The sequence below is a fragment of the Streptomyces sp. NPDC014764 genome, assembly GCF_043082785.1.
Taxonomy (GTDB): Bacteria; Actinomycetota; Actinomycetes; order Streptomycetales; family Streptomycetaceae; genus Streptomyces; species Streptomyces althioticus.
In genome coordinates, this window is record NZ_JBIBXY010000002.1 from 356,601 (window position 1) to 374,214 (window position 17,614).

At 75.4% G+C, this 17,614-nt stretch carries 15 protein-coding genes; 5 read left to right on the forward strand and 10 right to left on the reverse strand.

Annotation, left to right across the window (positions count from 1 at the left end; genetic code table 11):
• Positions 1-46 precede the first annotated feature (46 nt).
• Both ACF1AG_RS06725 and ACF1AG_RS06730 read right to left on the reverse strand, forming a co-directional pair.
• Positions 47-1,639 (reverse strand): AMP-binding protein, encoded by a 1,593-nt coding sequence (locus tag ACF1AG_RS06725; protein ID WP_391809401.1) that lies wholly within the window; start codon positions 1,637-1,639, stop codon positions 47-49.
• Positions 1,636-3,309 carry an AMP-binding protein gene (locus tag ACF1AG_RS06730; protein WP_387795365.1) on the reverse strand — a complete coding sequence of 558 codons (1,674 nt, stop codon included), beginning with the start codon at positions 3,307-3,309 and terminating at the stop codon, positions 1,636-1,638. The genes ACF1AG_RS06725 and ACF1AG_RS06730 overlap by 4 nt, the downstream gene beginning before the upstream one ends.
• A 124-nt stretch (positions 3,310-3,433) precedes the next feature.
• Here ACF1AG_RS06730 and ACF1AG_RS06735 point away from each other — a divergent pair, with 124 nt between their 5' ends.
• Positions 3,434-4,297, forward strand: coding sequence for a LuxR C-terminal-related transcriptional regulator (locus tag ACF1AG_RS06735; RefSeq protein WP_387795367.1), 864 nt, complete (start codon positions 3,434-3,436; stop codon positions 4,295-4,297).
• Between the two features lie 153 nt (positions 4,298-4,450).
• Positions 4,451-7,261 (forward strand): AAA family ATPase, encoded by a 2,811-nt coding sequence (locus ACF1AG_RS06740; protein WP_359602357.1) that lies wholly within the window; start codon positions 4,451-4,453, stop codon positions 7,259-7,261.
• A gap of 559 nt (positions 7,262-7,820) precedes the next feature.
• On the opposite strand, the gene ACF1AG_RS06745 is transcribed toward ACF1AG_RS06740, so the two are convergent.
• The gene (locus ACF1AG_RS06745) at positions 7,821-8,945 is read right to left on the reverse strand and encodes a winged helix DNA-binding domain-containing protein (RefSeq protein WP_359602355.1); all 1,125 of its coding nucleotides are present in this window, start codon (positions 8,943-8,945) and stop codon (positions 7,821-7,823) included.
• Between the two features lie 176 nt (positions 8,946-9,121).
• On the opposite strand from ACF1AG_RS06745, the gene ACF1AG_RS06750 reads away from it, so the two are divergent.
• The 3 genes from ACF1AG_RS06750 to ACF1AG_RS06760 all read left to right on the forward strand — a co-directional run bounded on the left by ACF1AG_RS06750 (position 9,122) and on the right by ACF1AG_RS06760 (position 11,147).
• Positions 9,122-9,751, forward strand: coding sequence for a hypothetical protein (locus tag ACF1AG_RS06750; RefSeq protein WP_391809402.1), 630 nt, complete (start codon positions 9,122-9,124; stop codon positions 9,749-9,751).
• A gap of 63 nt (positions 9,752-9,814) precedes the next feature.
• Positions 9,815-10,744 carry a polysaccharide pyruvyl transferase family protein gene (locus ACF1AG_RS06755; RefSeq protein ID WP_359602351.1) on the forward strand — a complete coding sequence of 310 codons (930 nt, stop codon included), beginning with the start codon at positions 9,815-9,817 and terminating at the stop codon, positions 10,742-10,744.
• Positions 10,745-10,805: 61 nt separating this feature from the next.
• Positions 10,806-11,147 (forward strand): DUF3040 domain-containing protein, encoded by a 342-nt coding sequence (locus tag ACF1AG_RS06760; RefSeq protein ID WP_359602349.1) that lies wholly within the window; start codon positions 10,806-10,808, stop codon positions 11,145-11,147.
• Positions 11,148-11,234: 87 nt separating this feature from the next.
• Here the strand turns inward: ACF1AG_RS06760 and ACF1AG_RS06765 are convergent, their stop codons facing one another.
• The 7 genes from ACF1AG_RS06765 to ACF1AG_RS06795 are packed head-to-tail and all read right to left on the reverse strand — an operon-like array spanning position 11,235 to position 17,549.
• Positions 11,235-12,131 (reverse strand): glycosyltransferase, encoded by an 897-nt coding sequence (locus ACF1AG_RS06765; RefSeq protein ID WP_359602347.1) that lies wholly within the window; start codon positions 12,129-12,131, stop codon positions 11,235-11,237.
• The gene (locus ACF1AG_RS06770) at positions 12,128-13,003 is read right to left on the reverse strand and encodes a glycosyltransferase (protein ID WP_359602345.1); all 876 of its coding nucleotides are present in this window, start codon (positions 13,001-13,003) and stop codon (positions 12,128-12,130) included. The genes ACF1AG_RS06765 and ACF1AG_RS06770 overlap by 4 nt, the downstream gene beginning before the upstream one ends.
• Positions 13,000-13,959: a glycosyltransferase family 9 protein gene (locus tag ACF1AG_RS06775; RefSeq protein WP_359602343.1), complete on the reverse strand. Its 960-nt coding sequence runs from the start codon at positions 13,957-13,959 to the stop codon at positions 13,000-13,002. Before ACF1AG_RS06775 ends, ACF1AG_RS06770 begins: the two co-directional genes overlap by 4 nt.
• Positions 13,956-14,906 (reverse strand): glycosyltransferase, encoded by a 951-nt coding sequence (locus ACF1AG_RS06780; RefSeq protein ID WP_359602341.1) that lies wholly within the window; start codon positions 14,904-14,906, stop codon positions 13,956-13,958. Before ACF1AG_RS06780 ends, ACF1AG_RS06775 begins: the two co-directional genes overlap by 4 nt.
• On the reverse strand, positions 14,903-15,892 hold the full coding sequence (locus tag ACF1AG_RS06785) for a glycosyltransferase family 9 protein (RefSeq protein ID WP_359602339.1): 990 nt from the start codon (positions 15,890-15,892) through the stop codon (positions 14,903-14,905). The genes ACF1AG_RS06780 and ACF1AG_RS06785 overlap by 4 nt, the downstream gene beginning before the upstream one ends.
• Positions 15,889-16,545: a D-glycero-alpha-D-manno-heptose-1,7-bisphosphate 7-phosphatase gene (locus ACF1AG_RS06790; RefSeq protein ID WP_391809403.1), complete on the reverse strand. Its 657-nt coding sequence runs from the start codon at positions 16,543-16,545 to the stop codon at positions 15,889-15,891. The genes ACF1AG_RS06785 and ACF1AG_RS06790 overlap by 4 nt, the downstream gene beginning before the upstream one ends.
• On the reverse strand, positions 16,542-17,549 hold the full coding sequence (locus tag ACF1AG_RS06795) for a glycosyltransferase (protein ID WP_359602335.1): 1,008 nt from the start codon (positions 17,547-17,549) through the stop codon (positions 16,542-16,544). Before ACF1AG_RS06795 ends, ACF1AG_RS06790 begins: the two co-directional genes overlap by 4 nt.
• Positions 17,550-17,614: the final 65 nt, after the last annotated feature.

Sequence of the window (17,614 nt, forward strand, 5' to 3'; positions counted from 1 at the left end):
GAGCGGGAGCACGGTGCGAGGAGCGGGAGCACGGTGCGAGCGGGGCTCAGCCGGTCGCGTACCTCTCGCGCAGCTCGATCTTGCGCACCTTCCCCGAGACAGTCATCGGGAAGTTCTCCAGGAGTTCCAGGCGGCTCGGGATCTTGTAGTGGGCCAGGCGGCCGTCGCAGTACGCCTTCAGCTCGGCCAGGGTGAGCGGGTCGGCCGGGTCGCGGGGGATGACGCAGGCCAGGACCTCCTCGCCGTAGCGTTCGTGCGGGACGCCGACGACCTGGACGTCCGCGACCTTCGGGTGGGCGTGGAGGAACTCCTCGATCTCACGCGGGTAGATGTTCTCGCCGCCTCGGATGATCATGTCCTTGATGCGGCCGACGATCTCCACGTAGCCGTCGTCCCGCATCATCGCCAGGTCACCGGTGTGCATCCAGCGGCCCCGGTCGATCGCCTCGGCGGTCTTCTCCGGCTCGCCCCAGTAGCCGAGCATCACGCTGTAGCCCCGGGTGCACAGCTCGCCGGACGTGCCGCGCGGGACGGTGACGCCGGTGGCCGGGTCGACGATCTTCACCTCGATGTGCGGCAGGACCCGTCCGACGGTGCCGGTGCGGTGCTCCAGGTCGTCCTCCATGCGGGTCTGGAGGGACACCGGGGAGGTCTCCGTCATGCCGTAGCAGATGGAGACCTGCTCCATGTGCATCTCGGCGACCACCCGCTTCATCACCTCCACCGGGCACGGCGAGCCGGCCATGATGCCGGTGCGCAGCGAGGTGAGGTCGTAGGACGCGAAGTCGGGCAGGTTCAGCTCGGCGATGAACATCGTCGGCACCCCGTACAGCGAGGTGCAGCGCTCCTGCTGGACCGCGCGCAGGGTGGCAGCCGGGTCGAAGGAAGGGGCGGGGATGACCATGCAGGCGCCGTGCGAGGTGGCCGCGAGGTTGCCCATGACCATGCCGAAGCAGTGGTAGAACGGCACCGGGATGCACACCCGGTCCTGCTCGCTGTAGGCGATCAGCTCCCCCACGAAGTAGCCGTTGTTGAGGATGTTGTGGTGGGAGAGGGTGGCGCCCTTGGGGAAGCCGGTGGTGCCCGAGGTGTACTGGATGTTGACGGGGTCGTCGCAGGACAGCTCCGGCCACACCGGGTCCGGGGTGGCACGGGCGGTCAGGGCGTCCCAGCTCGGGTCGCCGATGTACACGACCTCCCGCAGCTCGGGGCACCTCCCGCGGACCTCCTCCGCCATGGCCCGGTAGTCGCTGGTCCGGTGGCCGAGGGAGGCGATGAGCAGCCGGATGCCGGACTGCCTGAGGACGTACTCCACCTCGTGGGTGCGGTAGGCCGGGTTGATGTTCACCATGACGGCGCCGATGCGGGCGGTGGCGTACTGCGTGAACACCCACTCGGGGCAGTTGACCGCCCAGATGCCCACCCGGTCGCCCTTCGTCACGCCGGAGTTGAGCAACGCGGACGCCAACTCGTCGACGCGCTCGGCGAATTCGGTGTAGGTCCAGCGTCGGCCCGACTCCACGTCGACCAGGGCCTCGCGGTCCGGCCAGGCGGCGACGGCACGGTCCAGGTTGGCGCCGACGGTGTCGCCGAGCAGGGGCGTCGAGCCGGTGCCGTGGCTGTAGGAGAGTGCGGTCACCGGAAGTCCTCCTCGCGGTACTCGGCGTTCGAGCCGGCCGCCGTCGCCTCGCGCAGTTCGATGCGGCGGATCTTGCCGGAGACGGTCTTGGGCAGCTCACCGAACTCCAGGCGGCGGATGCGCTTGTAGGGGGCGAGCACCTCGCGGGAGTGCTCGAAGAGGACCTTCGCCGTGTCGGGGCCGGGCTCCCAGCCGTCGGCCAGCACGACGTACGCCTTCGGCACGGCCAGCCGCAGCTCGTCCGGCGCGGGCACCACGGCCGCCTCGGCGACCGCCTCGTGCTCCAGCAGCGCGCTCTCCAGCTCGAACGGGGAGATCTTGTAGTCGGACGCCTTGAACACGTCGTCCGCGCGCCCGACGTAGGTGATGTAGCCGTCCTCGTCCCGGGAGCCGATGTCGCCGGTGCGGTAGTAGCCGCCGGCCATCGCCTCCGCCGTGCGCTCCGGGTCGCCGTGGTAGCCGGTCATCAGGCCGACGGGCCGCTCGGACAGGTCGAGCGCGATCTCGCCCTCGGCGGCGCCGGGCGCGCCGGAGACCGGGTCGAGGAGCTCGACGCGGTAGCCGGGGCTGGGGCGGCCCATGGAACCGGTCTTGAGGACCTGGCCGGGGCTGTTGGACACCTGCACGGCGGTCTCGGTCTGCCCGAAGCCGTCCCGGATGGTGACGCCCCAGACGCGTCGCACCTGTTCGATGACCTCCGGGTTGAGGGGCTCGCCCGCGGCGACGACCTCGCGGGGCGGGGTGCGCAGCCGGCCCAGGTCGGACTGGATGAGCATGCGCCACACGGTCGGCGGGGCGCAGAAGGTGGTGACGCCCGCCTTGTCCATCTCGGCCAGCAGGCGGGGCGCGTCGAAGCGGGTGTAGTTGTGCAGGAAGACGGTCGCCTCGGCGTTCCACGGGGCGAAGAGGTTGGACCAGGCGTGCTTGGCCCAGCCGGGCGAGGAGATGTTGAGGTGCACGTCGCCGGGGCGCAGGCCGATCCAGTACATGGTCGCCAGGTGCCCGACCGGGTACGAGGTGTGGGTGTGCTCGACCAGCTTGGGGCGTGCGGTGGTGCCCGAGGTGAAGTACAGCATCAGCGGGTCGTCGGCGAGGGTCGGCCCGTCGGGGGTGAACCGGTCGGGTGCGGCGTACGCGTCGGCGTACGGCAGCCAGTCCCCGCCGGGCTCCTCCCCCACCGCGATGCGCGTGTAGGCCCCGGGCACCTCGTCGAACTTCGCGGCGTCGGCGGAGCGGGCGACCACATGGCGGACCCGGCCCCGGTCGACGCGGTCGCGCAGGTCGGCGGGGCCGAGCAGCGGTGTGGCGGGGATGACCACGGCGCGCAGCTTCATCGCGGCCAGGGCGGTCTCCCACAGTTCGGCCTGGTTGCCGAGCATCACCAGCACCCGGTCCTCGGCGCCCACACCCCGGCCGCGCAGCCAGTTCGCGACCCGGTCGGAGCGGCGGGCCAGCTCGGCGAAGGACAGGCGTGTCTCTCCGCCGTCCTCCTCGACCAGGTGCAGGGCCGTGCGGTCGTTGCCGTCGGCGATCGCGTCGAACCAGTCGAGGGCCCAGTTGAAGCGCTCGGGCCGGGGCCAGACGAAGTCCCGGTAGGCGGTGGCGTAGTCCTCACGGTGTTCCAGCAGGAAGTCCCGGGCCCTGCGGAACTGCTCCGTCGCCGTCGTCATGCGTCCTCCTCGGTGCCGGACCTTGCCGGGCGGCTCACCGCCATCGTGTAATCCGTGATGCAGGTCTCACTACCCCCGAACGGGGGTGTGCGCCCGCAACGGGCCGCGGTGAAGGGGCGAACAGGTGACGGCAGACCCGACGAGGACGGGCGAGGCGGTGGAGATCCGGGGCGCGCTGGCCCGGCTGCGGCGCGCGACGGGACTGCCGGTCGCGTTCGGCGGGCTGGTGGAGCCGGGACGCCGGCACGTGCGGATCAGCGAGCTGAGCGGCACCGCCACCCCGGCGCTCAGCTCGCTCGCGGTGACCCCGGGCAACGGCCTCGGCGGCAAGGCCGTGGCGCTCGCCCGGCCGTGCGCGGTGACGGACTACTCCGTCTCCCGGCAAATCAGCCACGAGTACGACGCCCCGGTCGCCGCCGAGGGCCTGCGCTCCGTGGTGGCCGTGCCGGTCGTCGTACGGCGGCGGGTGCGGGCGGTGCTGTACGGGGCGCTGCGCACCGCACGGCCGCTCGGCGACCGCACGCTCGGGGAGGCGGTGCAGGTGGCGCGGGACGTGGAGCAGGCGCTGCTGGTGCGGGAGGAGGCGGCGGAGCTGCTGGCGGTGACCGACCCGGCGCCGGAGCCGGGCGCGGACTCGTGGCGGGAGCCCGGTGCGGGCGCCGAGCGGGAGCGGGTGCGGGAGGCGCACGCGGCGCTGCGGGCGCTGGCCCCGCGCATCGCCGACCCGGCGCTGCGGGCGCAGCTGCTGGACGCGTGCGCCCTGCTCACCGCGCGGGAGGCGCCGTCCGGCGCGGTGCGGCTCGCGCCCCGGGAGGTGGACGTGCTGGCCTGGGTCGCGGCGGGGGCGACGAACGGTGCGGCGGCCGCACGGCTGGGGCTGACGGCCGAAACGGTCAAGGCGTATCTGCGGTCCGCGATGCGGAAGCTGGGGGCCCGGACCCGGGGCGAGGCGGTGGTCGCCGCCCGCAGGGCCGGGTGGTTGCCGTAGATTTGCGGTGTTCTCCCACGGACGCCAATAGCACGAGTACACCATTGATTAGCAGTTGATCGGAACGTTGTCATTCACCTCACTACACCGTCCGCCGGAATTGAGGACCCTGTTGCCTAATATTGGCCAGGACACGCCACACGGAGGGGAGCGGTGACCGTGCGACGGGACGACAAGGAGCCTGCCAGGTACCGCCCCGACCTGGTCATCGGCCGGGAGGAGCTGTTCGCCGACGCCAGGGCGCAGCTCGCGCGCGGCGGCAGCGTGCTCCTGCACGGCCCCGCCGGAATAGGTAAATCGACCGTGCTTCGGGCACTTGCGGCGGAAAACGCCGCGGCGACCTCGCGTGTGTTGCGCTGCTCGGCCACGGAGTCCGAATCCCATCTTCCGTTCCTCGCGCTGGCCGACCTGTTCGGTCTGGTGCTGGACGAGGTGGCCCCCCGGCTGCCCGCCGCCCAGCGCACCGCCCTGGAGTCGGCGCTCACCGGCCGCGGCGAGTCCACCCTCCAGCGGGACGGCCTGGCGCTGCGGCTGGCGGTGCTGTCCACGCTGCGCGCGCTGTCCGCCGAGGGCCCCGTCCTCGTCGTCGCCGACGACCTCCAGTGGCTCGACCCGGCCAGCGCGGAACTGCTCGGCTTCGCCGCCCGCCGCCTGGGCGACAGCCCGGTGCGCATGCTGTGCGCGGTGCGCACGGAGGGCGAGGAGTACGACCGTCATCTGCGCGCCTGCCCGCCGGACACGCTGGCCGTGCGGCTGGGCCCGTTCACCCGCACCGAGGTGTCCGCGCTGCTCGACCACCGCGGCTACACCTCCCTGTCCCGCTCGACCGTCCGTGACATTCATCGCACCAGCGGCGGCAACCCGCTGTTCGCCCTGGAGCTCGGCCGCGCCCTCGCGGAGAGCCCCACCCGGCCCCGGCCCGGCGAGCCGCTGCCGGTGCCGACCTCGCTGCGGGCGCTGGTCCTCAGCCGCCTGGAGATGCTGTCCGACGAGGCCCGCCGCACCCTGCTGGTGGCCAGCGCCGGCGCCCGCCCCACCCTGGCCCTGCTGCACGCGGCCGGACGGGACAACGCGGAGGCCGAGACCGCCCAGGCGACCTCCCTCGGACTGCTCATCACCGACCCCGAGGACCCGGCGCTGCGCTTCACGCACCCGCTGATCTCCGCCGCCCTCTATGCGGAGGCCCCCGCCCAGGAGCGGCGCGCCGCCCACACCGCGCTGTCCACCGCGGCCTCCGACCCGATCGAACGCGCCCGGCACCTGGCGCTCGCCGCCACCGGACCCGACCCCGAGGTCGCGGCCCGGCTGGCCGAGGCCGCCGCGATGGCCCGCGACCGGGGCGCGCCGTCGGTCGCCGCGTCCCTCGGACTGCTCGCCGCCCGGCACACCCCCGCCGACTCCACACCGGCCCCCGACGAGCGGCGGCTCCAGGCCGCGGAGGACGCCATCACCGCCGGCGAGGTCGACCTGGCGCGCGACATCGCCCGCGAGGTGCTGACCCGGGCGACCGTGCCGGCCGAGCGGGTGCGGGCGTGGATGGTGGTCATCGAGGCGGCCGGGCAGGCGCTCGGCGAGGTCGACGCCGTCTTCCCGCAGGTGCTGGCCGACGCCGGCGACGACCCCCGGCTGCTCGCCCTGGTCCACTACCAGCTCGCCTGGCGGGAGGTCGTCGTCAACGGCGACTTCGCGAAGTCCCGCCAGGAGGCCGCGCACGCCGCCGCGCTGGCCGCCCGCGGCGGGGACCGGCGTACCGAGCTGATGGCGCTCGCCTTCCAGTCGTCCACCGAGACCCTCATGGGCCACCCGGACGCCCCCGCCACCATCCGGCGTGCGCTCCAGGAGCCCCAGGACCCCGACGTCGCCAGCCACCACAACGGCGCGGCGATGGCCCGGTTCCGCTGGCTGCTGATGAGCGACCAGCTCCCCGAGGCCCGTACGGCCATCACGGCGCTGCTGCGGGAGGCGCGGCGGCGCGGCATGGTCGAGAGCGAGGTGCACTTCTCCCGGCTGCTCGCCGACACGGAGCTGCGCTTCGGGCACTGCGGGCGCGCCCTCGACCTGGCCGGGGAGAGCCTGCGCCTCGCCCGGGACTCCGGCATCGGGGAGAGCGCGTCCGCGATGCTCGCCTCCGTCGCGGAGGCGTCCGGCGGGGACGTGGACCGGGCGCTCGCCCTGGCCCGCGAGTCCGCCGACCACGCCGAGGTGGACGGCGACCAGCTCTACCTGTCCCTCGCCCTGGCGGCCCTGGGGTACGCCCAGCTGGTGTCCGGGGACGCGCAGGCCGCCGTGCACTCGCTGCGCCGGGTGCGCGAGCTGGAGCAGGGCATGGGCATCATCGACCCGGCGCGCGGCCGCTGGCAGGGCGACCTCGCCGAGGCGCTGGTGCGGATCGGCGAGCCCGGCGAGGCGCAGGAGCTGATCAACGTCACCCGGGTGCACGCGCTGCGGCTGAACCGCGCGAGCGTGCTGGCGGTGCTCGACCGCGCGGAGGCGCTGGTGCGCGCGGCGCGCGGCGAGCACCAGGCCGCGCTGGCCCAGCTGACGTCGGCGCAGGAACGCCTGGCCAAGCTGGGCTACGGCCTGGAGGAGGCGCGGGCCGCCTTCGCGCGAGCCCGGCTGCGCTCCCGGGGCCCGGGGCCCGCCGGGTACGACGAGGCGGCGCGGCTGTTCCGGCGGTGCCGTGCGCTGCCGTGGCTGCGACAGGTCGACGAGGCCGTGGCGGCGGGGCCGGCGGAGGCCGACCCGGCGCCCCCGGCGACACCGGCCGCGCTGGACGGTCTGGCCTCGATGGAGCGTCAGGTCGCGGCGCTGGTCATGGAGGGTGCCACCAACCGGGAGATAGCCGGGCGTCTGTTCATCAGCGTCAAGACCGTCGAGGCGACGCTCACCCGGGTCTACCGCAAACTGGGCATACGCTCCCGCGTGGACATCGTGCGGCTCGCGGCGGGGCGCCGGGGGCCGTAGGTACCCGGGTCACGGGTGGTCGTGACGCGTGCCACGACGGACGCCGCGCAGCCGCCGTGCCTCCGCCGCAACGGGTGCCGTGCCTCTGCCCCGACGGGCTCGTGACACCCTTCCGAGGGCGCCGCTATCGGCCGACGTGACCGGAAACCGGCTGGTCCGGCCCCCGGCGACCGAGGGTTTTCCCTGTCCAACTCCCCCTAGGGGGTTCCCTCATTGGGACGGTCCCGGGGCCGGTCCTAGCGTGTGACACGTGCCGATCGCTCGGGCACATCGGGGCTCGCCCCCGATGCCCGAACCCACCCGTGCGACCCCCCACCGGCAACTGGAGGAGACCCATGCGAGGGCTCAGCCGCACCAGACGGTCCGCCCCCGGACGCGCCATCGCCGCCGCGACCGCCGCCGTCTCCTTCCTTTCCCTCCCTGTTCGCCCCGCCGTCGTCCGGGGCTGATCCCATGATTTCCTGAGCAACCCTCAGGTCACGACCAGGGGGCGTTGCGGGCTTCCACGAGCAGCCCGCAGCGCCCCCTATCCAATGCCTCCGGCGTCTTCCGGCGGACGTCACCCCCGTACCGTCCCCGAGCGGATGTCGTACGCCGTCCCCGGGTGCAGGACGCCGAGCATCCGCTCCGCCTCCGCCGTCACCTCCGCCCAGCGAGCCCGGTCCAGGCGCCCGAAGAGCTCGATCACGAGGGCGTCGTCGTCCAGGCGCCACAGCCCCGCCAGCGTGCCGTCCACCAGCAAGGTGCGGTAGGCGATGTTCCCCTGCCAGTGCCGGCCCTTCAGCTCGGGCGGCACCACGCGGGTGCGGTCGGCGTGGGAGAGCAGCAGGTTGTCGAACTCGGGCAGGAAGCGGGGCGGAGCCGGGATGTCCGGGTCCGGGCGGGGCGCGTCGGGGAGGTCGAAGAGTTCGGTGCCGTTCTCGTCCCGGAAGGTGACGAGCCGGGGCCGCAGTCGCTCGAAGGCGTCGCGGAGCCGGGTGAGTCCGGCCCAGGTCTGCATGTCCTTCACGGAGGCGGGGCCGAAAGCGGCCAGGTAGCGCAGCACGGTCGCGTCCGGCGCCGGCGCGGGTTCAGCGGTCCGGCCCAGCCAGTGCTCGGCGGTGGTCAGCCGGACCTGGCCGCTGCGGCCCCACAGCCCGCGCGGGGTGACCTGCACCAGCGGCAGCTTGCAGCGGGCGGCGACGGAGAGGGCCTGCGGGTCGGCGTCGGGCCAGTCCTCCAGGAGGGCCTCGCGCAGCTCCTTCATGGTGCGCGGCTCCTCCTCGACGAGCGCGCGCGCCGTGGCGGCGAGGCGGTCCAGGTCGACACCGGCGAGCCCGGCGCGGAAGTGCTGCAGCTCCCGGTCGCGGGCGGCCTGCACCAAGGGCCGCAGGGTGAGGCTGTCGTCGGCGGTGTGGGTGTGGATGGTCGAGCGCATGGTGACGATGCGGACCGCCTCGCGGTCGGCCATGGGCCGTGACAGCGCCTCCGGGGTGAAGCCGTCGAGGCGGGCGGCGAGGGCGTAGTAGGGCGGTTTGACGTTCTGCGCCTGGAGGCCGACCAGGTGCCCGACGGCGGCCGTCGCGGACATCGGGGAGCGGCTCAGCAGGAGCTGCCGGGCCAGGGTCGCCCGGTTCAGCGCGCGGGGGCCGAGGACGGGCGGCGACGGCGGGGCGGCGGCGGTGGTCCGCTTCGACTTCGTCATGCGGTCACGCTAGCGAGGATGTAGGCCGCATTCCGTCCTCTTTCCTGTTCAGGACAGCTTTCTCTTTCCTGGGCAAAACGCTGCGGAGTGTAACGCCGTGACCGTCCGGCGGCGCTGAACATCTGGGGCCGGACTCCGGCCCCGGTGCACGACATCCCCCCACGAAGGAAAGACCCATGACTTCCTCCGCCCCCTCCCCCGACGACCTCCCGGTCTACGACAGACTCGTGCGCGAGCGCGGTGACGTCGTGGCCGAGGTCCGCGAGGTGGCCGAGCGGACCCAGTTCGAGGTCCGCCAGGCGCTGGCGGGCACCGTCCGTCCCCGTCCGCCGCAGAACGGCCCGCGCCAGCAGCAGGGGCCCGGTGGCCCCCGCCACCCCCAGAGCGGCCCGCGCCAGCCGCAGGGCGGACCCCGGCAGCAGCAGGGGCCGGGACTGCCGCAGGGGCAGGGGCAGGGTCCGGGTGTGCCGCAGGGCCAGGGTCAGGGTCCGGGAATGCCGCAGGGGCCTGGGCAGCCCCAGGGGCACGGGCAGGGGCCTGAGCAGGCGCAGGGTGGCCGGCGGCCGCCGCAGGAGTCCGGACTGCCCCGCAGGCCCGGGCAACCGCAGGTTCCCGGGTCTCAGGGAGGCGGCCCGCAGGGAGGCGGCCCTCAGGGGCCCGGTCCTCAGGGCCCCGGCCCTCGGGGAGGCGGCCCGCAGGGCTCCGGCCCGCGTCCGTTCGAGGACGGTTCCCGGCAGGACGGCGGCGGCCCGCAGGAGGGCGGCGGCCGGCGCCACGAGGAGCCGCAGCACCCCGACGCCGGCTGACCCCCTGACCCCGATCTCGCGCGTGCCGATTGCCCTCCGGTCGGGAGGGGCACTCGGTGCGCCGTGCACAAGCAAAGCCGAACAGCACCGCGCAAGGTCCTGCTGACCGGGTGGTTCAGCTTCCGCGACGGGGAGGCGACCGCCGGGGACGTCCTGGCCCTGCACCGGGTCGAGACGGTCCTGCGCGGTTCGGGCACTCCGTACGACACCGCCTGGAGCCCCGGCTTCCGGCCGGACGCGCTGCACCTCGACGACGCACCGCCCCACGACTACTCGCACCTCGTGTTCGTGTGCGGGCCGCTGCACGGGCCGCAGGTGGAGGAGCTGCACCGGCGGTTCGCGCACTGTGTGCGGATCGCCGTGGGGACGTCGGTGCTCGACCCGGACGAGCCGGCGGTCACCGGGTTCCACCGGGTACTGGCCCGGGACGCGCCCGGCCGTGCGCCCACCGAGGACCTGGCGGCCCGCGCGCCCGCCGTGCCGCCGCGGCCGGTGGTCGGGGTGATCCTCACCCACGGGCAGCACGAGTACGGGGCGCAGCGGCGGCACGCGGAGGTCGCCGAGCGGGTGACGCACTGGCTGGCCGGCAAGGACTGCGCGCGGCTGGAGCTGGAGACGCGGCTCGACACCCGGGACTGGCACCTGAACGCGACACCGGCGCAGGTGCAGTCGGTGCTGGCGCGGCTCGACCTGGTCGTCACCGACCGGCTGCACGGGCTGGTGCTCGCCCTGCGGGTCGGCACGCCGGTGCTGGCGATCGACCCGGTGGCGGGCGGCGCGAAGGTGACGGCGCAGGCGCGGGCCTGCGGGTGGCCGGCGCTGCTCCCGGCGGAACAGGTGGACGGGCGGCGGCTCGACCGGTGGTGGGACTGGTGTCTGACCTCGGGCCGGGTGGCGGCGCGGCAGGCCCGCGAGACGTTCCGCGAAGGGCGGCTGCCGGACGGCGCGGACCGTCTGCTGGAGGCGCTGACGTCCCACGCCGGCGCCGGTTAGGGCGCGGATCCGCCGGGCACCCGCACTCCACGTCCACCCTGGCGGTCGTTGGAGGAAGACGGTGTCCCTCGGTCGGCTCCCTGAACATGAGCAGCACATCCTCGACGAGATCGAGCGGTCGCTGCGCCGTGACCGTCACCTCAACCGGTTGCTGACGGGCCGCCGGGCCCGTCGCGGCCCCGATCCGAAACGGTTCGCGGCCCGCGTGGCCCGCTGCGACCCACGCGGCCGGACAGTCGCCCTCCTGGCCGTGTTCTCGGTGGCCCTGATGGTGACGGGCCTCGTCACGTCGGCGCCGTGGGCGATCTGGACGTTCGCCGCGGTGTGGCCGGTGGTGGTGTTCCTGGGCTTCCGCCTGCTGTCCAGGTGGTCGGGCGACGGCGGACCGCCCGAGGGGAGCTGAAGGGCCGCCGCTGGGGCCGGCGCAAGCGCCCCCGGATGCGCCCTCCCACGTGGGCCGGGCCTGAGGCCCGTCACGCAGAACGCGGCGTCAGCCCGTGTAACGGCGGGCCTTCGAGGCGCGCTGGGCGGGTTCCAGGAGGCGGAGGCGGGTCTCGACCTCCTGGGGGAGCACGCGGCGTTCGCGGAGGATCCACGGGAGGGCGGCCGCCGCCTCCGTGAAGGCGAGGAGCGACGTCGTGTCGCGCGGGACCGTGCGGGCCAGGTCGAGGGTACGGCGCAGGGCGGGGACGACCGGGCGGCGGAGCCAGGTGAACCACAGGGTGTTGCGGATGCCGTGGCGGCGGCGCAGGGTCGCGTCACGGGCCTCGGAGGCGTGGTGGTGGATCGTCAGGTCGTCGGCGTAGACGAGCCACCAGCCGTCGGCGGCGAGGTCGACGGCGAGCAGTTCCTCCTCCCCGCCGAGCCACAGCTTCGGGTGGAAGCCGCCCGCCTTCCGGAAGGCGTCCGTGCGCAGCACGGTCGCGGCGGCGAGGAAGGAGCCGAGGGCGGGTCCGGGCAGCCACGGCGGCCCCGGCACGGGCGATTCGCGCAGCTCGCGGACTATGGGGTCCTCGGTGCCGTGCGGCTCGACGACGATGCGGGCGGTCACGGAGACGACGCCGGGGTGCCGGTCGAGCAGGTCGGCGGCGCCGGTCAGGGAGCCGGGCGCCCACCAGGAGTCGTCGTCGCAGAAGGCGACGTACGGGGTGGTGACCTCGCGGACCGCCAGGTTGCGGCCGACCGCGCCGAGGTTGCGGTCCGGGCACAGCAGCCGGACCTCCGGGTGGTGGCGGGCGACGGCGTCGGCGGTGCCGTCGGCGGAGGCGTTGTCGGTGACGATCACCTCGGGCCGTTCGGGGAGCCCGGCGAGCCGGTCGAGGGTCCGCAGCAGTTCCCGGCGGCGGTTGTGGGTGATGACGACGACGGTGGTGCGCGGGTCGGTCATGCGGTCGCCCCTTCCAGCTCCAGCCGGCGGGCGGCGCGTTCCACGTGCGGCGGCAGCGGCCGGCGGGCGCGCAGGGCGGCGGGCAGCAGGGCGAACGTCTGGCGCAGGGCGTGCCGGGCCGTGGTGTCGGCGCGGGCCTCGGCGGCGAGGGCGCCGGTGCGGGCGAGGGCGTGCCGGACGGGGCGGCGCAGCCACGCGGTGAGCACCTCGTTGCGGCGCTGCTGGGCGGGCCGGCCGGGGCGTCCCGAGGTGGCCGGGTGGTGATGGGCGACGACGTCGGGGCAGTGGGAGACGCCCCAGCCGCGGGCGGCGAGGTCGTAGGCGAGGCAGGTCTCCTCACCGCCGAAGAACAGCACCCGGTGGAAGCCGCCCGCGTCGAGATAGGCGGTGCGGCGGACGACGGAGGCGCAGGCGAGGAAGCCGAGCACCTGCACACCGGGGAGATCGGCGGCGGGGCCGAGCGGGGAGCGGGCGAGGAGCTCGTTGAGCGGGTCCTCGGCATTCTCGGGGCCGACGAGGGTGCGGGCAGCGATCAGTCCGAGCCGGGGGTGTGCGTCGAACAGGCCGGCGGCGCGGTCGAGCGCGCCGGGCGCCCACCAGGAGTCGTCGTCGGCGAACGCGACGTACGGGGTGTCCAGTGCGCGGGCGCCGTGGTTGCGGGCGAGGGCGCCCTGGTTACGGGTGAGGGCGAGGACCCGCACACGGGGGAAGTCGCGGGCGACCATGACGCGGGTGTCGTCGGTGGAGGCGTTGTCGGCGACGAGGATCCCCGGCCGTTCGGCCAGGTCGGTGAGGTGCCGCAGGGTGACCGCGAGGCGTTCGCTGCGGTTCCGGGTGGCGATGACGACGCCGACGCGGGGGTGGCGGGTCATGGGGCGGGCTCCTCGGGTGGGGGCAGGCGGTGCACGGCGTCGAGCACTTCGTCGGGGGTGATCCGCAGCAGCGCCGGATCGGGGCGGCGGGCGTGCGGGTCGCCCTCGGGGCCGTGCCACAGGGCGGTGTGCCGGGGGTGCGGGGGCGGGCCCCAGCGGCTCGGCGGGACGGGGCCGAACAGGGTGACGGTGGGCGTGGCGTGGGCGACCGCGAGGTGGGCGATCCCGGTGTCGCCGCTGACGACCGCGCGGGCGCCTGCGACGAGGGCGGACAGCCGGGGGAAGGGCAGGCCGCCGGAGAAGACGTCGGTGTCGGGCAGCCGGGCCTCCTTGGCGAGCCGGGCCACGAGGTCGGACTCGTCCGCTCCCCCGGTGACCACGACCCGCAGCCCGCGCGTCCGCAGGGCGGCGGCGACGGCCGCGTACCGCTCGACGGGCCAGCAGCGCGCGGGCGCGCCGGCGCCGGGATGCAGGACGACCGCGCCGGGGGCGGGCGCGGGGGCCTCCGGCTGGGGCAGCCGCAGGTCGGCCGGGTCGGCGTCGACGCCGTAGAAGTCCAGCAGACGGCACCAGCGGGCCCGTTCGTGTTCGTCGCGGTGCCAGGGCGGGCCCTCGACGCCGGGGGTGTCCGGGTTCGCGAAGGCGAACAGCCGCGCGGGGCGCAGGTCCTGGAGCAGGCGGTGGCTGGGCGGGCCGTTGCCGTGGAGGTCGACGGCTACGTCCGGGGGCGGTCCTGTCCAGTCGAGCGTGCGGGGGACGGCCCGGCCGGGCGCGGAGGCGGGCAGCAGCCGGTCGACGGCCCCGGTCGCCTCGGCGACGGGGGCGAGTTCGGCGGGCGCGGCCAGCACGATGTCGTGGCCGGGGAAGCCCCGCCGCAGCGCCCGCAGCGCGGGCACCCCGGCGAGCAGGTCCCCGAGCCCAAGCGCCCGCAGTACGAGCACCCTGGGGGATGTCATCGCGTGACCTCTTTGAGCAGGCGTTCCCAGTCGTCGAGGAAGCGGGGCAGGCCGTAGCGGGCGAGGGCGGCGGCGCGGGCGAGTTCGCCGGTGCGGCGGGCGCTCAGCGGGTCGGCGACGAGCTCCCGTACGGCGTCGGTGAGGACGTCGAGGCGGTTGGAGACGACGCCCGCGCCGGGCGGCACCGCCTCGGTGACCTCGGTGGTGGCGAGGGCGACGACGGGCATGCCGAGGTGCATGGCCTCCAGCAGGGACAGGCCGAGGGAGGTCCAGCGCACCGGGTGGACGTAGACGCGGCGGCGGGCCATCTCGGCGTGCAGGCGGGCCTGGGTCAGCTCGTGGGAGCGGCACCGGTCGGCGGGCAGGCCGAGGTGCCCGGCGAGGCCTTCGGTGCCCATGCCGAACACGTCGAGCGGCGCGGCGGCGGCGAACTCCGGCAGCAGGTCGGTGCCGGTGGTACGGCCGCGCCGCACCGGTTCGTTGACGACGACGGCGGCGTGCGGCAGTTCGCCCGTCCACAGCGGGCCGGGGTCGACGATGCCGTGCTCGATCACCGTCGTGGGGGTGGAACCGGCGTCCCACATCAGCCGGTTGAAGTGGGTGACGTGCACGAGGGTCACGCCGGGGATGTCCGCCGCGGGATGCCGGGTGTCGGGCACGTCGCCGTGCGGGGCGTTGTGCTCCAGGTAGACCAGCGGCGGGCGGCGGCGCAGCCAGCGGTCCACCAGGCCGATCTCGTGCGGGCGTTGCAGCACGACGACGTCGACGTCCTGCTCCGACAGGCGCTCCGGCGGCACCTCGACGACCGTGTCGGGCCAGTCGAAGGTGCGGGCGCGGCCGAGCCCGTCGGGCCCGCGGTCCGGGGTGACGGGGACGACGTAGGTGTGCGGTCCCTGCACGAAGGCCGTGGTCCACGACCCGTGCACATGCCACAGCAGGATCCTCATGCCGCCTCCACTAGCTTGTCGACCGCGGTGACGACGTCGAGCGCGGTCACGGTGTCCAGACAGGGATGGCCCGGTACGGGGCAGCGCCGCGCGCGGCTTCCGGCGCACGGGGCGTCCTGGTCGCCGAGCAGCAGGTGGGGCACGCCGTAGGGGCGCCACCGCTCGGCGGGGACGACCGGCGCGAACAGCGACACCACGGGGGTGCCGACGGCGGCGGCGAGATGGGCGGGGCCGGTGTTGCCCGCGACAACGCAGTCGGCCCCGGCGAGGACGCCGGCGAGCCGCGCGGCGTCGGTTCGGCCGCCCAGGTCGAGGGCGCGGCCTCCGGCGACGTACGCGGTGAGGTCGCGCTCCCCCGCGCCTCCGGTGACGACGACGCGCCGTCCGGCGGCGGTGAGTTCCCGCACCGCCTGGGCGCAGCGTCCGGGGCTCCAGGCGCGGGCGGGCACGCTGGCGCCGGGGTGGACCACGACGTACGGTCCGTCGCCGGTCAGCGCATCGGCGGCGGGCGGCGGGAGGACCTGCAGGCGGCCGTCGTCGACGCGGGGGAAGCCGGCCGCCTCGGCGAGGTCTAGGGCGGCCTCGGCCTCGTGGGCGTGCGGGGCGCGGTGGTGGCGTACGTCGAGGAGGCTGCCCGGGTGGTCCTCGCTGTCGGCGGCGACGAAGGGCACGCCTGCCAGCCGCAGCAGCAGCGCGGTGGGCAGCGGCGACTGGTGGAACGAGGTGAGGACGAGCGCGGCGTCGGCGTCGAGGGACGCGACGAGCTTGTCGATGTCGTCCCGGTCCACGGGCGGCGGCCGGAACCCGGTCCACGGGGACTCCCAGACGAGCACCTCGTCCACCCCGGGCAGCAGCCGGGCCGCGGGCGCCCCTTGCGGTCCGCACAGCAGGGTGACGTGGTCGGCGCGGGCGGCGACGGCCCGTACGGCGGGCCCGGCGAGCAGCACGTCGCCGAAGCTGTCGAGCCGGGTGACGAGGGCTCTCACGGGTACCTCCGGGTCCGGGGCGGCGACGGGTCCGGGCCGCCCGGCAGGCGCCGGGCAGACCCGCACGCCACCCGCGCGTGTTCGGCGTCGGCGTACAGCCCGAGCGCCGGGGCGCCGTCCGGGGCCGCCCACGGCGGGCCGTCGAGGATCATCCCTACGGCCGCGGGCAGGTCGCGTGCCACGTGCGGGGCGGCGGCGGTCTCCTCGTCGCGTGTGACGGGTGTGGGGACGAGGACGGACCGCGCGCCCGCCCGGCAGGCGGCCTCGACGTCGGAGCCGATGTCGCCGACGACGACGCAGTCGGCGGGGTCGACGCCCAGCCTCCCGGCGGCGTCGAGGATCATGCCGGGCCTTGGCTTGCGGCAGGGGCAGCCGTCGTCGGGCCCGTGCGGGCAGAAGACCCGGACGTCGAACGGCCCGAGGAGTTCCTCGACGCGTGCGTTGACGCGCCGGACGTCGGCCTCGGTGAGCAGCCCGCGGGCCACGCCGGACTGGTTGGTGACGATGCCGAGGCGGATGGAACGGGCGCGCAGCGCGTCGAGCGCCTCGCGCGCCCCTTCGACGGGGCGCACGCGCTCCGGGGCGGCGTTGTAGGGGACGTCGTGCACCAGGGTGCCGTCGCGGTCGAACAGGACCGCCCGTACGGGGCTCATCGGGCCAGCTCCCGCCAGGCGGGGGCGTGCCGGTGGCGCCAGGCGCCGGCCAGGCGGTGCCAGGTGGCGGCGGGCGGGATGACCACGCTGGTGGCGAGCACGATCGCCACCTCCTCGGGAGTGCGCGGCCCGGGCGCGATGCGGGCGCGGGCGAACTCGGCGGTGCCGGCCGCCCATCCCGCCGCGCAGGCCGCGGCGGCTCTGCGGTGTCCGGTCACGGCGAGCGCGCACGCGGCGGCGCCGGCCGCGGTGATCGCGGCGTGCCGGCGGATGCGTCCACGCGGCGCGACGGCCCTCTCCCACCAGCCGGGGCCGTGCAGCCGCCGCATCAGGGCGTCGTCGGCGTGGCCGCGCTGCTTGCGCACCGACGCCCATCGGGAGGCGGGGCGCACGGGGTGCAGGGTGGTGCGGCAGCCTCGGCGGATGCGCCAGCCGGCGTCGAGGAGCCGCAGCGCGAGGTCGGCGTCCTCGCGGTGCGCGCGGGGGAAGCGTTCGTCGAAGCCTCCCGCCCTGCGGAGGATCTCGGTGCGGTAGGCCATGTCGGCGCTGATCCAGCGGGCGCGGGCCAGTCCCGCGGTGCCGCGTTCCCAGTCGGTGGGGCGGCGTCCGCCGGGCAGCGGCACGGTGATGACGCCCGGAACGCCCGCGGTGTCGGGCGTCGCCTCGTCGAGGTCCTGGTCGAGCTGGGCGCACCAGTGCGGCCCGACCTGGACGTCGTCGTCGACGAAGACCACCCAGGGTTCGGTGACGGCGCGCAGTCCGGTGTTGCGGGCGGCGGCGGGGCCGCGCGCCTCTCCGAGCAGCACGGTGGTGCGGGCGCGCAGGTCGCCGAGGACGCTCAGCGCGTGCTCCAGGGGCCCCGGGTCGGGGACGGGCGTGGCGGGACGGTCGTCGACGAGGACGATGCGCTCGGGGCGTGGTCCGTGTGCGGCGGCGAGCGCGGCGAGACAGTCGGCGAGGCTCTCGCGGACCAGGGTGGGGATCACGACGGCGTACGGCGTCATCGCGGTGCCCCCCTCCCGTGCCCGGCGCACGGCGGGCACGGGCGCCGGCCCGCGAGGGCGGGGCG

Excerpts from the sequence above, each read along its gene's own strand:
- ACF1AG_RS06730 (WP_387795365.1), bottom strand. The coding sequence starts at position 3,309 with ATGACGACGGCGACGGAGCAGTTCCGCAGGGCCCGGGACTTCCTGCTG.
- ACF1AG_RS06745 (WP_359602355.1), bottom strand. The coding sequence starts at position 8,945 with ATGACGAAGTCGAAGCGGACCACCGCCGCCGCCCCGCCGTCGCCGCCC.
- ACF1AG_RS06750 (WP_391809402.1), top strand. The coding sequence starts at position 9,122 with ATGACTTCCTCCGCCCCCTCCCCCGACGACCTCCCGGTCTACGACAGA.
- ACF1AG_RS06765 (WP_359602347.1), bottom strand. The coding sequence starts at position 12,131 with ATGACCGACCCGCGCACCACCGTCGTCGTCATCACCCACAACCGCCGC.
- ACF1AG_RS06770 (WP_359602345.1), bottom strand. The coding sequence starts at position 13,003 with ATGACCCGCCACCCCCGCGTCGGCGTCGTCATCGCCACCCGGAACCGC.
- ACF1AG_RS06775 (WP_359602343.1), bottom strand. The coding sequence starts at position 13,959 with ATGACATCCCCCAGGGTGCTCGTACTGCGGGCGCTTGGGCTCGGGGAC.
- ACF1AG_RS06780 (WP_359602341.1), bottom strand. The coding sequence starts at position 14,906 with ATGAGGATCCTGCTGTGGCATGTGCACGGGTCGTGGACCACGGCCTTC.
- ACF1AG_RS06790 (WP_391809403.1), bottom strand. The coding sequence starts at position 16,545 with ATGAGCCCCGTACGGGCGGTCCTGTTCGACCGCGACGGCACCCTGGTG.
- ACF1AG_RS06795 (WP_359602335.1), bottom strand. The coding sequence starts at position 17,549 with ATGACGCCGTACGCCGTCGTGATCCCCACCCTGGTCCGCGAGAGCCTC.